Annotated in this window: 16 protein-coding genes; 1 reads left to right on the top strand and 15 read right to left on the bottom strand. The window is 64.2% G+C overall.

The window, feature by feature from the left end; translation table 11 throughout:
- The 3 genes from V7D81_RS02905 to V7D81_RS02895 all read right to left on the bottom strand — a co-directional run.
- Positions 1–350: MAPEG family protein (locus V7D81_RS02905; RefSeq protein ID WP_324314351.1), on the bottom strand; the 350-nt coding region annotated here is incomplete at its 3' end.
- An 85-nt stretch (positions 351–435) separates the two neighbouring features.
- Positions 436–600 (bottom strand): hypothetical protein, encoded by a 165-nt coding sequence (locus V7D81_RS02900; RefSeq protein ID WP_324314350.1) that lies wholly within the window; start codon positions 598–600, stop codon positions 436–438.
- A 132-nt stretch (positions 601–732) separates the two neighbouring features.
- Positions 733–2289, bottom strand: coding sequence for a fumarate hydratase (locus tag V7D81_RS02895; RefSeq protein ID WP_324314349.1), 1557 nt, complete (start codon positions 2287–2289; stop codon positions 733–735).
- A gap of 123 nt (positions 2290–2412) precedes the next feature.
- Here V7D81_RS02895 and V7D81_RS02890 point away from each other — a divergent pair, with 123 nt between their 5' ends.
- Entirely contained in the window at positions 2413–3009 is a 597-nt protein-coding gene (locus V7D81_RS02890; protein ID WP_324314348.1) for a GNAT family N-acetyltransferase, read from the top strand.
- A gap of 38 nt (positions 3010–3047) precedes the next feature.
- Here V7D81_RS02890 and V7D81_RS02885 read toward each other — a convergent pair whose 3' ends face one another.
- The 12 genes from V7D81_RS02885 to V7D81_RS02830 all read right to left on the bottom strand — a co-directional run bounded on the left by V7D81_RS02885 (position 3048) and on the right by V7D81_RS02830 (position 14211).
- Positions 3048–3413 (bottom strand): hypothetical protein, encoded by a 366-nt coding sequence (locus V7D81_RS02885; RefSeq protein WP_324314347.1) that lies wholly within the window; start codon positions 3411–3413, stop codon positions 3048–3050.
- Positions 3414–3522: 109 nt separating this feature from the next.
- A complete protein-coding gene (locus V7D81_RS02880; protein ID WP_324314345.1) occupies positions 3523–3963 on the bottom strand; it encodes a DUF1841 family protein in 441 nt (146 codons plus the stop codon).
- Between the two features lie 90 nt (positions 3964–4053).
- The gene (nth, locus tag V7D81_RS02875; RefSeq protein ID WP_324314344.1) at positions 4054–4782 is read right to left on the bottom strand and encodes an endonuclease III; all 729 of its coding nucleotides are present in this window, start codon (positions 4780–4782) and stop codon (positions 4054–4056) included.
- Entirely contained in the window at positions 4779–5390 is a 612-nt protein-coding gene (locus V7D81_RS02870; protein WP_324314342.1) for an Rnf-Nqr domain containing protein, read from the bottom strand. Before V7D81_RS02870 ends, nth begins: the two co-directional genes overlap by 4 nt.
- Entirely contained in the window at positions 5387–6034 is a 648-nt protein-coding gene (gene rsxG, locus V7D81_RS02865) for an electron transport complex subunit RsxG (protein ID WP_324314340.1), read from the bottom strand. Before rsxG ends, V7D81_RS02870 begins: the two co-directional genes overlap by 4 nt.
- Positions 6018–7061, bottom strand: a complete 1044-nt coding sequence (locus tag V7D81_RS02860) for an RnfABCDGE type electron transport complex subunit D (RefSeq protein WP_324314339.1) — start codon at positions 7059–7061, stop codon at positions 6018–6020. The genes rsxG and V7D81_RS02860 overlap by 17 nt, the downstream gene beginning before the upstream one ends.
- Positions 7058–8554, bottom strand: a complete 1497-nt coding sequence (gene rsxC / locus V7D81_RS02855; protein ID WP_324314338.1) for an electron transport complex subunit RsxC — start codon at positions 8552–8554, stop codon at positions 7058–7060. Before rsxC ends, V7D81_RS02860 begins: the two co-directional genes overlap by 4 nt.
- 3 nt (positions 8555–8557) lie before the next feature.
- Positions 8558–9091 (bottom strand): RnfABCDGE type electron transport complex subunit B, encoded by a 534-nt coding sequence (locus V7D81_RS02850; protein ID WP_324314337.1) that lies wholly within the window; start codon positions 9089–9091, stop codon positions 8558–8560.
- Between the two features lie 4 nt (positions 9092–9095).
- Complete coding sequence (locus V7D81_RS02845) at positions 9096–9665, bottom strand: Rnf-Nqr domain containing protein (RefSeq protein ID WP_324314336.1); 570 nt, start codon at positions 9663–9665, stop codon at positions 9096–9098.
- Positions 9666–9686: 21 nt separating this feature from the next.
- Positions 9687–11807, bottom strand: a complete 2121-nt coding sequence (gene metG / locus V7D81_RS02840; RefSeq protein WP_324314335.1) for a methionine--tRNA ligase — start codon at positions 11805–11807, stop codon at positions 9687–9689.
- 159 nt (positions 11808–11966) lie between these two features.
- Positions 11967–13094 (bottom strand): type IV pilus twitching motility protein PilT, encoded by a 1128-nt coding sequence (locus tag V7D81_RS02835; protein WP_324314333.1) that lies wholly within the window; start codon positions 13092–13094, stop codon positions 11967–11969.
- 22 nt (positions 13095–13116) lie between these two features.
- A complete protein-coding gene (locus V7D81_RS02830) occupies positions 13117–14211 on the bottom strand; it encodes a type IV pilus twitching motility protein PilT (RefSeq protein ID WP_324314332.1) in 1095 nt (364 codons plus the stop codon).
- Positions 14212–14235: the final 24 nt, after the last annotated feature.

Genomic DNA, 14235 nt, shown 5'->3' with positions numbered 1-14235 from the left:
AACCGGCGGATCACCTTGTTGCTGGTGAGATGAATCCAGGTGTGGCACGCGCGCAGGGAAACGAATCCCCAGGCGCAGGCCAGCAGCAACAGCGTCGTCAGCTTCGTGATCGCCAGAAATCCGCACAGCACATAGAACAGCACGGGCACTTCGAACAGGTTGCGGAAGTGATCGGCGGACTGTGTGTTCTCCAGTTTCTCGGCCATTTGCTTCGACGTTGCGACCTGCTGCGGATGGATGCGTCGTGTGCGAAGTTCGCCCAAACGATCTGATCCGAGGCGCAGCCAGACGAAGCCCGTCAGGAAGGCGAGGACGGTAGGCGGCAGCAGGATGGCGTGGTCGAATGGCATGGGACATCCGTCAGGTATTTCTTGCCGTCAGCGGCGGTCATTTTCAGTTGGTGAGTGTCGCTCACCAACTGACTTCGTTCGGCGGTCAGCCACTTCCAGTAGTTGCGTGCTTTGATGTAGTCGGGTCGGTCAGAACAGCAATGATGTCCACCACCGAGAACCACCATTTCTCTGCGGCCTCATCCCACTCGGTGCGAACCTGCTGGCTTTCGAACAACTTGAGCCTGCCTTTCACCTCGATTCCTGCCATACGTCCTCCAGGTACGTCACGATGGCCTCAACCTCCACAAGAGGCCGGCTGAAGCCGGCCCCACAGCACAGCACAGAAAAGAATCGATCATCTTGTTCTCTTTTATGCGGTCTTTCGCGGCTGCTGTTCTTCTTATACGACCTTCACCGGAATCTTCCCGATCCGCTTCTGCCATTCCGCCGGCCCCGTCTCATGTACCGATGTGCCCTTCGCATCGACGGCTACCGTGACCGGCATGTCCTTCACGTCGAATTCGTAGATCGCTTCCATGCCGAGATCCGCGAAGGCGACGACGCGGCTCGACTTGATCGCCTTCGAAACGAGATAGGCGGCGCCGCCGACGGCCATGAGGTACGCGCGCTGGTATTTCTTGATGACCTTGATCGCTTCCGGACCGCGTTCGGACTTGCCGATCATGGCGATCAGGCCGGTCTTGCCGAGCATCAGTTCGGTGAACTTGTCCATGCGCGTCGCGGTCGTCGGGCCTGCAGGGCCGACCGCTTCGTCTTTCACCGGATCGACTGGACCCACGTAGTAGATGACGCGATTGGTGAAATCGAGGCCGGCGGGCAGCGGCTGGCCGCTGTCGATCAGCGTCTGCAGCCGCTTGTGGGCGGCATCGCGGCCGGTGAGCATCTTGCCGTTCAGCAGCAGGCGTTGGCCGGGTGTCCAGGCGGCGACTTCTTCCGGCGTCAGCGTGTCGAGATTGACGCGCGTCGCATCCGCCGATGCCTGGAACGTGAGCTTCGGCCACAGATCCAGATCGGGCGGATCGAGTTTCACCGGACCGGAACCGTCGAGGACGAAGTGCGCGTGGCGGGTCGCGGCGCAGTTGGGAATGACGGCGACGGGCAGCGAGGCGGCGTGTGTCGGATACGTCTTGATCTTGACGTCGAGTACGGTCGTGAGACCGCCGAGGCCCTGCGCGCCGATGCCGAGCGCGTTGACCTTGTCCATGATTTCCAGGCGCAGCGCTTCGAGCTTGTTCTGCGGGCCGCGTTCGCGAATCTCGTGGATGTCGATCGTCTCGAACAAGGACTCCTTCGCGAGCACCATGGCCTTCTCTGCAGTCCCGCCGATGCCGATGCCGAGCATGCCCGGCGGACACCAGCCGGCACCCATCGTCGGCACCGTTTTCAAAAGCCAGTCGACGATGGAGTCGGAGGGATTCAGCATCGTGAGCTTCGATTTGTTCTCTGACCCGCCGCCCTTGGCCGCGAGTGCGATCTCGACTTCACTGCCCGGCACGACTTCCATGTGGATGACGGCCGGCGTGTTGTCCTTCGTGTTCTTGCGCTCGAAATAGGGATCGTTGACGATCGACGCGCGCAGCATGTTGTCGGGATGGTTGTAGGCGCGGCGCACGCCTTCGTTGATCATGTCGGTGAGACTCATCGTCGCGTCCCATTGCACGTTCATGCCGACTTTCACAAAGATCGTGACGATGCCCGTGTCCTGGCAGATGGGGCGATGGCCTTCGGCACACATGCGCGAATTGACCAGAATCTGTTTGATCGCATCCTTCGCCGCGGGGCTTTCTTCCCGTTCGTACGCCGCCGCCATTGCGCGGATGAAATCCGGCGAGTGGTAGTAAGAAATGTACTGCAGGGCATCGGCGACGCTCTGGATCACATCGTTCTGGCGAATCACGCCGCTGGAATCTCGGGTCGGTGCTGGCTTGGCGGACATGGGCTGGGCACGGGAAATTGCGGGGCCGGCAATCTAACATCGGTGCCGGGAGGGTGGAAGAATGATGCAAATGCCTGCGGTTCTGCTGCAGGATCGCCCGATACGCAACGAAGAGGAGTCCCGATGATCGACCCCAGGCCCGTCGTGCTCGAACGATCCGGCATCCGGCTGGAACCGCTGACCGAAGAACATCTGCCGGGCATCGAACAGACGGCGGCCGACGGCGAGCTGTGGAAACTGTGGTTCACGGGCGTGCCAGGGCCGGGCGAGGTGCAACGCTGGTACGACCTTGCCATGACGGGCCTGCGCGACGGCACGCGACTGCCGTGGATCGTGCGCGAGCTGAGCACCGGCCGGATCGTCGGCAGCACCAGCTATCACGACATCGTGCCGGCGGTCGACCGGGTCGAGATCGGTTACACGTTCTATGCGCAGAGCCGGCAGCGCACCTCAGTCAACACGACGTGCAAGCTCTTGCTGCTGTCGCATGCGTTCGACACGCTTGGCTGCAAGGTCGTGGGATTGCGCACCGACAATTTCAATTTCCGTTCGCAGCGCGCCATCGAAGCGCTGGGTGCAAAGAAGGATGGCGTGATCCGCCATCATCAGTCGCGCAAGGACGGTTCGGTGCGCGACACGGTGATGTACAGCATTCTCGCGAGCGAATGGCCGGATGTGAAAAGGCATCTGGAATTGCGGCTGGCCAGACACCGACAGTGAAGCGGTGAGCGGGCGGAATCGCCGCTCACCGCTGCCTGTTATTGCTTCTTGCCGGTGAACTTGCCTTCGCCCATGCCGCCGAAGTCGACGGTGCCGCTCATGGTGTCGCCGTCGACCGTGCCCGTGTATTTCACGTCGAGGCCGGTGCCCTGCATTTCGAGCGTGTAGTTCAGCTCGAGCGCATTGCCCTTGAGCGTGCCCTTGACCGGCGTTTCGCCGCGCTGACCCTTGAGCGTGCCGGTCAGTTCTTCGCCGGACTGGGTCAGTGTCAGGGTCGATTCGCGTACGCCGCGCGGGCTTTCCACGCTCAGCGCCCACGTGCCGGCGATGTCGGCGGCATAGACGCTGGCCGCGGCGATGAGACTGGCTACCGATGCCAGCAAGGTCTTGTGCATGGTCTTCATGTCGTCCCCTGGATGTGAGTGATCGAAACCGGTGGGATTGCCCACGCTGCGCAGTGTGCCCGCGCCGCTGCAGGCGGCGACGGGCTTTGCGATTCTTTTTTTCCGCGGGCTATTTGATCGCCCGCTGTCGGGCGCGGCCGAGAAAGGCCTGTTCGTCCGGCGGCAGGCCGCTGCGTTGGGCCTCCCACAGCGTTTCGGCGAGACATTCGATCAGCTCGTGCTCGGCGTCGTGCGCATTGCCGGTTTTGCGCACGAGCGCATCGAAGGCCTGTCGCACGCCCGTGGGGCGGTCGGTGGCGAGCTGATCGCGCACGGCCAGGTGCAGTCCCATGTGCAGGAACGGATTCGATTGGCCGCCTTCGGGCGAGTAGTCGCGATCGAGCACGCTGTCGGGATCTTCGAGCGCGCGCTGGTACTCAGGATGCAGCTCGATGACGTCGGCGATCTGCATTTCCAGCGGCTGCATCGGCAGTCGCTCGCGTCGCTTGCGCCAGGCCTCGAGATAGGCAGCGCGGAGCTGGTCGCGGGATTGGGTATCGAAGAAGGGCATGGCGGGAGTTTACTGCTGCTTTCTTCTGTAGGTCAGGCTTCAGCCTGACAGTTCTCAGGCCGGCTGAAGCCGGCCCCACAGCAAGAACATTCAGCGGCTTCCCGATCGTCTGCTCTGCTTTCGTCCAAGTTGCGCAATCTTGCGCCGGATGGATTGCTTCTTTGCCGCCGCCGTTTGCGGCACCTCCTTCTTCGTCTTCTCCTTGAACTCGCACAGATCCGCGATCAGGCATTCCGGGCAGCCGGGCTTGCGCGCGAGGCACACATAGCGGCCGTGCAGGATGAGCCAGTGATGAGCGTCCTGTTTGTACTGCTCAGGCACGACTTTGTTGAGTCTCTCTTCCACGGCCCGCACGTCCTTGCCTTTGGCGATGCCGGTGCGATTCGAGACACGAAAGATGTGGGTGTCGACGGCAATCGTCGGATGACCGAACGCCGTGTTCAGGATCACGTTGGCGGTCTTGCGGCCGACACCTGGCAGTGCTTCCAGTGCTTCGCGCGACTCCGGCACTTCGCCGCCGTGGCGTTCGATCAGCAGGCGGCAGGTTTCGATGACGTTCTTCGCCTTGGTGTTGAACAGGCCGATGGTGCGGATGTACTGCGACAGTCCATCGACACCGAGCGCGAGAATCGCCTGCGGCGTATTCGCATGCCGATAGAGCACCTGCGTTGCCTTGTTGACGCTCTTGTCGGTGGCCTGCGCGGACAGGATGACCGCGACCAGCAGTTCGAACGGCGTGCGGTATTCCAGTTCGGTCGTGGGATGCGGTCGCGCCTGTTTCAGACGTTCGAAGATTTCAGCGATCTTGACTGCATTCATGGGCTGGGTTCATGCCGGTGTCGTAGCCAGTTGCGTGCCGCCAGCAGCACACCGAAGGCGATGAAGGCGCCTGGCGGCAGCATCGCCAGCAGGAAGCCCATGTCTGCGGGGAAGAGCTGCAGATCCAGCCCGGCTGCGCGCGGTCCGAGGGCGTCGGCAGCATCGTGGAACAGCGAGCCGCGTCCCACGAGTTCGCGCGCGAGGCCGAGCACGATGAGAATGGCGGCAATGAAGACACCGTAAATCAGCGCCGAGCGCCATGCAGAGATCAAGCCGGTCTGTCGGCTGCGGTCCGCGAGCGCGACGATCGCGAAGTTCACGGACAGCAGCGGCAGGAACACACCGAGCGAACCGCGCAATTCGTGAGCCGCCGCGCTCATCCACAAGCCGAGCAGGCTGACGAGCGCGGCGAGGACGAGCGTCGTCAGCACGTGATGCAATGGTGAAGCGATCGTGCGGGTCAGCCAGCCGGCCGTCGTGCCGATGAAGCAGGCAATGATGGCGGATACGCCGAGCGCGATCGCATTGGTTGCCAGATCGCTGGTGGCGAGTGCCGGACAGAGCGCGATCAGCAACCAGATCGACGATGGGCGGCTGGTGGTGTTCATTTTCCCGCTTCGGTGGCGAACAGCCGGTCGCGCTGCGATCCGTAGTATTCGAGCGCACGCCGCGTCGCCTTGACGATGGCGCGGGGCGTAATGGTCGCGCCGGTGAAGGCATCGAAATCGCCGCCGTCGGGACGCACGCTCCAGCGCTGCTGCGGCGGATCGGCGAGCGACTTGCCGCGGAAGGCATCGAGCCAGTCGGTGCGGCGATTCTCGAACTGGTCGCCGAGACCCGCCGTCTCCGAGTGACGCACGACCTGCACGCCCAGCAGCGTGCCGTCATGCGCAATCGCGACCAGCAGTTCGATCGGGCCGTGGTAACCATCGGGCGCCACGGTCTGGACGATCGCCGCGACCGGCGTGCCGTTCCTGAAGGCGCGATAGATCCACACCGGCTCGGCAATGCCGAGAATGTCGGGCGAGGTGACCTGGATGCGGTCGGCGAGCAGATCGTTGTCATGGCTGTCCGGCGGCACCAGGACATCGAGCCGTTCCAGCAGCCATGCCTGTTCGTTGCGACGCGTTCGTTCGTGCGTCGCGCTTTGCATCATCGCAACGAAGGCCGCCAGCAGTATCGCGACCGCGACCACGATGAGCACCGCGGTGGTCCGCTGCGGACGCCGGCGGGTTTCAGCGTTCGTGTCCATAGATCCTCGGAATGGTATAGCGGTCGATCAGCGGCACCGCGAGGTTCATGAGCAGCACGGCGAAGGCGACGCCATCGGCATGGCTGCCCCAGGTCCGGATGACGTACGTGACCAGTCCGATGCCGGCGCCGTAAACGAGTTTGCCCTGATCGCTGGTCGCGGACGAGGTCGGATCGGTGGCGATGAAGAAGGCGCCGAGCAACGTGGCGCCCGCGGTGAGATGGAACAGCGGGCCGGGATAGGTGCCGGGATCGATGGCGTACATGAATGCCGCCGGCAGCATCAGTCCGGTGAGCATGGCGACGGGGGTGTGCCAGCGGATGATGCGCAGCGCCAGCAGCCACACTCCGCCCGCGGCGATGCCGAAGTTGATCCAGTCCCAGCCGCGGCCGCCGAAGGGGCCGAAGATCGGACTCGCAACCGCTTCTTCGAGCGTGCGGCCCGAGGCCAGCTTGATCGCGCCCAGCGGCGTCGGTGAGGTGATGGCGTCCCAGCGCAGCGCATCGGGCAGATGACCCATGAGGATCGCGTGCAGCGTGTCCATGAATGGGATGTCGATGGTCTGCAAGCCCGCGACGTCCGGCGCCAGCCAGCGCGACAGATGCGTGGGGAAGGAGACCAGCAGCACGGCATAGCCGACCATCGCCGGATTGAACGGATTGGAGCCGAGTCCGCCGTAGAGATGCTTGGCGATGACGATCGCGAACGCGGTGCCGCTGGCGATCAGCCACCAGGGCGCGAGCGGCGGCAGACACAGCGCGATCAGCATGGCCGTGATGATGGCGCTGCCGTCGGTGAGGAAGGGGCGCAGCGGCTGACGGCGCAATCGTAACGCCACCGCTTCGGTGGCGAGCGCCGTCGCGATGCCGAGCGTCATCTGTACGAGGATGCCCGGCCCGAACACCACGACGTGCAGCGCCGTGGCCGGCAGCAGGGCGTAGATCACCAGCCGCATCACGCGGGCTACGCCCTTCGGTGCGACGTGCGGTGCGACGGTGTGCGGTGCGCTTGCCGTCGGGAACTTCATGACTTGCGCCCCGCCAGGTGCCGGCGCTTTTCTTCCAGCCGGGTGCGCTGTTCCTGTTCGATGCGCTGCAGGCGGTCGCCGCGCGCTTCGTAGTGCGCGCGTGCGGTAGTCGCATCACGACGGGCCCGCAGCGTTGCCAGCAGCGCGGGCTTGGCTTCGCGAAAGCGCTGCGTCAGCGGGATCTGGCTCGGACACACGTAGTCGCAGCAGCCGCATTCGATGCAGTCCATCAGGCCGTAGCGCTCGAGGTTCGCGAGGTCGCCGGCTTGTGCATGCCAGTGCAACTGCTGCGGCAGCAGTGTCGCGGGACAGACTTGCGCGCAGTCGCCGCAGCGGATGCAGGGCATCTCGGCGCCGCGCGGCTGCAGATCGGCGGCAGTGGCGGCGATGATGCAGTTCATCGCTTTGACCACGGGCAGCTGATCGCTGGTCAACGCCTGGCCCATCATCGAGCCGCCCATGATCAGCTGCTGCACGTCGGCAACGTAGCCGCCGCAATCGGCGATGAGACTGGCGACAGGCGTGCCGAGGCGCACTTCGAGATTGGCGGGTTCGCTGACGCCGGCGCCGGTGACGGTCACGATGCGACTGATCAGCGGTTCGCCATCGCGAATCCAGCGCGCGGCCGCGGCAGCGGTGCCGACATTCTGGACGACGATACCGATGTCTGCGGGCAGGCCATCGCTGGGAACCTCGCGCCCCGTGATGGCGAGGATCAACTGGCGCTCGCCGCCGGCCGGATAGATGTCGCGCTGAATGCTGATCGCGATGTCGTTGGTTTCCCGCAGCGCCGATCGCAAAGCCGCTTCGGCCTGCGGCACGTCATCCTCGATGGCGATCGTGCACTGCGTTGCGCCGGTGGCGTGTTTGAGGATGCGTGCACCGAACACGACATCGGCAGCGCGCTCGCGCATGAGCATGTCGTCGCAGCTGATCCAGGGTTCGCACTCGGCGCCGTTCAGCAGCAGGTGAATGCCGTCGACATCGGCCGATCGCGCCAGCTTGGCGGCAGTCGGAAACGTCGCGCCGCCGAGGCCGACGATGCCGCCGCGCGCGATGTGTGCGCGCAGGTCGGCGGCGGAGAGCGACGGATAGTCGACGGGGGATTGCGCGTAGCGTGCATCGCGGCCGTCGTTGGCGATCACGATGCTCCTGGCTCCTTCCCCCGCTTGCGGGGGAAGGTTGGGATGGGGGGCTGCGGTGCCGCCGTCGCCCCCTCCCTGGCCCTCCCCCGCAGGCGGGGGAGGGGATGACAGAATCGTTCCCGACACCGGCGAATGCAGCCACGCACTGATGTCGCCCTGCGGCTCGGCGATGGGCTGTCCCAGCAGCACGGCGTCGCCCGGTTGCACGATCGGTCGGGACGGCGCGCCGGCGTGCTGATCGAGCGGCAGGATCAATCGTTCCGGTACGGTCGCGGCGCGCAGCGCAAGCCGCGTCGAGCGCGTCTTGTTCGCGTCGAGCGTCAGGCCGCCCCGGATGCGTGCGCCCATGCGCTATCTCGCCGCCATGAGTGGCGGGAATTGCTGCATGCCTGCCGGCGCAGGACGCATGTCGATGCAGTCGACGGGGCAGGGTGGAATGCACAGTTCGCAGCCGGTGCAGTCGGCAGCGATCACCGTGTGCATGAACTTGGAACCGCCGACGATGGCATCCACTGGACAGGCCTGGATGCACTTCGTGCAGCCGATGCAGGTCGTCTCATCGATGACGGCGACCGCCGGATACACCGGCATGACGCCGTATTGCGGATCGACGGCGCGTCGTTCGCGTCGGAGCAGAGTCGCCAGCGCCGCGGCCGTGGTGTCACCGCCGGGCGGGCACTGATCGATTCCCGCTTCGCCGCGTGCGATGGCGGTTGCATAAGGCAGGCAGCCATCGAACGTGCAGCGCCGGCACTGCGTCTGCGGCAGCAGTTCGTTGATGCGTTCGGCGAGGATGTCTTCGCGCCGCTGCGTCGCGGGAAGCCACAGCAGCACCAGTCCCAGGCAGGCGGCAAAGGCGGCGGTGATCAGCAGCGCTGCGACCATGACGTCAGTCGCGGATGAGCCCGGTCAGTCCCATGAGCGCCAGCGCCATGAGTCCCGTCGTGACCAGGGCGATGGGCGTATCGCGAAACGCCAGCGGAATTCGCGCCGCGGTGACGCGGGCGTGCAGCGCGGTGAATGCGAGCAGCATGACGGCGAAGGCGGTGCCGATGCCGACGCCGGACCACAGTGCCGTCGTGATGTCGGCGAAGTCCGCCGACATCAATGCCGTAGCGAGCACGGCAGGGTTGCCGATCGCCACCAGAACGAATGCCGGACGGACGGGCGTCCAGGGTCCCAGTCGCGGCAGCAACAGTGCCAGCAGCGGCGCGAGGATCATGACGAGAATGACCAGCACGTAGGTCCGCAGATACGCGGTGTCGAACGGCCGCAGGAGCGCGTGTTCGATGAGGTAGCCCGCCGGTGCGATCACCGCAATCAGGATGAACGAGGCGAGCGCCCAGCCGATGCTGTTGGAATGCTCGTCGGTCTCCTCGAACAGCCGCGTGCCCAGCAGCGCCGGCGCGTAATGACTTGCCAGGACGGCACTGAGCAGGATGAGGAGGAGGGCGGACATCATGGTTTGATGCCGATCTCGCTACTTCACCTTCATGCCCGGCGTCGCGCCTGCATCCGGCGACAACAGGAAAATATCCTTGCCGCCCGGTCCCGCGGCGAGAACCATGCCTTCGGACGTGCCGAACTTCATCTTGCGCGGTTTGAGATTCGCCAGGACCAGCGTGAGCCGACCGGCGAGTTGCTCTGGCGTGTAGGCCGAACGGATGCCGGCGAACACGGTGCGTTGCGCGTCGCCGATGTCGACGGTGAGCTTCAGCAGTTTGTCGGCACCATCGACCGTCTCTGCAGCGACGATCTTCGCGATGCGGATGTCGAGCTTCGCAAAGTCGTCGACGGTGATTTCGGCAGCGCTCGCGGCTTGAGGCGTGGGGCCTGGGCCAGAAGCGGGAGCCTCTGCAGTTTTCTTCGCGGCTTCGTTGGCGCTTTCGAAAAGCGCGTCGAGCTGTTTCGGATCGACGCGCGTGATCAGCGGCTTGAACGTGCCGAAGTGATGGCCGGCGGGCAGCAGGCTCGCGGCGTCGCCGCGCTCGAACAGGTTCCAGTCGAGCGGGCCGCTGTTCAGATAGCCTTCCGCCTGTTCGGCCAGCGCCGGCAGGATCGGCTTCAGGAACAGCGTGAGCGCCTTGAACGTCGCCATCGACGACGCACAGATCTCGCCGAGCTTCTTCAGGTTGTCCGGATTGTTCGCCGCATCCTTCGACAGGATCCACGGCTTGTAGACGTCGATCTCGGCATTCACCGCGTCGGCGACTTCCATCGTGAGGCGGATGGCCTTGCCGAACTCACGCTCGTCGAAGGCGGCGCGGATCGCAGCCTGATGTTCGAGGGCTGCGCTGATGCCGCGCGATCCGGCGGGCAGTGGCGGCATGCGGTTGTCGAAGAACTTCGCGATGAACGGCGCCATGCGGCTGGCGATGTTCACGTACTTGCCGACCAGATCCGAGTTCACCCGCGCGATGAAGTCTTCCGGATTGAAGTCGATGTCCTCGACGTTCGCATTGAGCTTGGCAGCGATGTAGTAACGCAGCCATTCCGGATTCATGCCGACGTCGAGATAACGCAGCGGACTGATGCCGGTGCCGCGCGACTTGGACATCTTCGCGCCGGAGACCGTGATGAAGCCGTGCACGTAGACGTTGTCCGGCACTTTCTCGCCGGCGAATTTCAGCATCGCCGGCCACAGCAGGGTGTGGAAGTAGATGATGTCCTTGCCGATGAAATGAATCTGTTCGACGTCCGGCGCGGCGAGGAATTCGTCGAAGCTGCGTTCTTCGCCGTTCGCGCGGGCCTTGCCGCTGTCGAAGTAGTTCTTGAGCGAGGCGAGGTAGCCGATCGGCGCATCGAACCAGACGTAGAAATATTTTCCGGTGGCGCCGGGAATCGGGATGCCGAAGTAGGGCGCATCGCGCGAGATGTCCTTGTCGGTGAGCGCCTGATCGCCTTCGCCTTCCAGCCATTCGTTGGCCTTGTTCCTGACGGCCGGCTGCAGGCGCGGCTTGCCGTTCTGCTCGGCGTTGAGCCACTCGCGCATGAACTGCTTGCAGCGGGGCTCGGAAAGTTTGACGAAGTAATGATCGGAAGTGCGACGCACGGGCGTCGCGCCCGACAGCGTGGAATACGGGTTGATCAGATCGGTCGGCTCGTAAGCCTTGCTGCACACCTCGCAGGTGTCGCCGTACTGATCCTTGGCATGGCAGTTGGGACACTCGCCCTTCACGTAGCGATCCGCCAGGAACATGTTCTTCACGGGATCGAAGAACTGTTCGACGGCCTTGACGTAGACGAGCCCCGCCTCCTGCAGCTCGCGGAAGATCCGCTGGGTCAGCTGCGTGTTTTCGGGCGAATGCGTCGAATGCCAGTTGTCGAAGGCGATGTGGAAGCCTTCGAGATACTTCGGCCGGTCGGCAGCAATGCGCGTGACGAGCTGTTCGGGCGTGATGCCCTCGCTCTCGGCCTTGAGCATGATCGGCGCGCCATGGGCATCATCCGCGCCCATCCAGTGGACCTTGTTGCCGACCATGCGCTGGAACCGCACCCAGATATCGGCCTGGATGTACTCCATGATGTGGCCGATGTGGAACGGGCCATTGGCGTAGGGCAACGCCGTCGTGACGAACAGGTGGCGGGGGCGGGAAGTCATTGGGAAAGCAGGCAAATCCGGGGGAAAGCGGGGGCGGATTATGCCATGGAGGAAGTGACGAAGGTCACGAGGGTCACGGAAGTCACGAAGGTGGGAGAAGCCTCTACCCTCTGACCTTCGTCACTTTCGTGACTTCCGTGACCCTCGTGACTTTCTTCGTCACCCCACCTCTTTCAAATGCTCGAACTTGGCCTTGTTGATGGCCTTCTTGTAGGCCTCCTTGCCCGTGATCATGGCCTTGTCGAGCAGGTCCTGGATCGCCGAGTCCATGACCTTCATGCCGTGGGCGGCGCCGCTCTGCATGGTGTTTTCGAGCTGGTCGAGCTTGCCCTGGCGGATCAGGTTGGCGACGGCTGGCGTGTTCACGAGGATTTCCAGCGCCGCGACGCGCCCCGGCTTGCCGGCGCGCGGAATGAGCTGCTGCGAAATCACGCCGCGCAGCGAGGTGGAAAGCATGGCGCGCACGTGCGACTGCTTGTCGGCGGGGAAGGCATTCACCATGCGATCGACCGTCCGCGCCGCCCCGCTCCTATGCAGCGTGCCCATCACCCGAATGCCCATCTCCGCCGCGGCGACGGCGATGCTCATGGCTTCGTAATCCCGCAACTCGCCGACCAGGATGACGTCGGGATCTTCGCGCAGTGCCGAGTGCAGGGCGCTCGCGAACGAGGGGCTGTGATTCCCGATCTCGCGCTGGCTGATGAGGCAGTTCTTGCGCGGATGCACGAATTCGATCGGGTCTTCGATGGTGAGAATGTGGCCCTTCAGGCGCGCGTTCATGTCGTCGATCATCGCGGCCAGCGTGGTCGACTTGCCCGAACCGGTCTTGCCGGTGACCAGGATAAGGCCGCTGTTGACCTTGCACAGGTTGCGCACGGCATCCGGCATGTTGAGCTGGTCGAGCGTCAATGCCTTCGATGGAATCGCGCGGCACACGCAGCCGAGGCCATACAGGTGGCGCATCACGTTCACGCGGAAGCGCGAGACGCCGGGAATGATGTAGGCGAAGTCGGCGCCGTGCTTTTCTTCGAGCCGCAACTGTGCGGCGCGCGGCATGATCTCCATCAGCACTTCCTGCACGAAATCGGGCTTCAGCGGCTCCGGCCGTAGCGCATGCAGTTCGCCGTAGAGACGGACGCGCGGCGGATCGCCGGCGATGAAATGCAGGTCGGAGCCGTTGCGGCTCAGCACTTCCTTGAGGAATTCGTCGATCTTGCGCGGGACGTACTGGTTGGCCGTGGTGGCTGCGACCGCGCCTGGATTCGTGCCGGTGGGTTCGGTGCTCATGCTGACTTCGTCACTCCGTCGCTCAACCCGGCGCCAGATCCAGCTTCGGCAGCACGCTGGTATCGGTGACGTACCGCGCGAACAGCTTCTTGTCCGAGGCATAGACGTACGCATCGTCGGCGTCGATCTCTTTCGCCTGCACGCCTGCTAGCAGCGCTTGGTCGAGCATCTGCATGCCCAGTTCCTTGCCGGTCTGCAGCTGCGAAGGAATCTGATGGGTCTGGTCGGTCATGATCAGTTTTCCGATCGCGCGCGTGACGATCATGATTTCGCACATGGCCTTGCGGCCGCGCTGATCGGGCGTCTTGACCAGCACCTGCGTGACCACGGCGATCAGGCTCTGCGACAGGAAGCTTTTGGTCTGTTCGCGCTCGTCGGCCGGCAAGGCATCGACGATGCGGTCGATGGTCTTCACGGCGCCGGTCGTGTGCAGGGTGCCGAGCACGAGATGTCCAGTTTCGGCCGCGGTCATGGCCCAGCGGATGGTTTCCGCATCGCGCAATTCGCCGACCAGGATCACGTCGGGATCTTCGCGCATCGCGGCGCGCACGCCTTCGGCGAAGGAGGGCAGGTGCGTGTTCAGCTCGCGCTGGATGACCTGGCCCTGCTTGCTCTTGTGTACGAACTCGATCGGGTCTTCCAGGCTGATGATGTTGGCGCGGCGGGTCTGGTTGATGTGATCGATCATGGCCGCGAGCGTGGTCGACTTGCCCGTGCCGGTCGAGCCGGTCACCAGGATCATGCCCTGATGGTTGTCGCACAGCTTCTTGATGATCGGCGGCACCGCCAGCCGGTCGAGCGATGGCACTTCGGATGGAATTGCCCGGAACGTCGCGCCGACGCCAGTCTCCTTGCGGAAGACGTTGACGCGGAAACGGCCGCCGTTGGCGGAAACGTACGAGAAGTCGACGTCGTGTCCCTTGCGCAGCAGGTCCAGGTTGGGCCGGCTCATGATCTCGCCCACGTAGCCTTCGAGTTCGGCCTGGCTCAGATCGCGGAATTTGATCGGCAGCAGATCGCCGTACATCCGCAGCATCGGCGGCAGGCCGACGGCGAAGTGGATGTCCGAGCACCCCTGGTCGGTACCCAGCTTGAGGAAGGCGTCGATGCGGGCCATGCGGCGATTGACGTTCTGTAGCTT

The organism is Povalibacter sp. (genome assembly GCF_036735925.1).
GTDB lineage: Bacteria > Pseudomonadota > Gammaproteobacteria > Steroidobacterales > Steroidobacteraceae > Steroidobacter.
The sequence above is the reverse complement of the archived record's forward strand: the minus strand, read 5'-3'. Positions and strand labels throughout refer to the sequence as shown.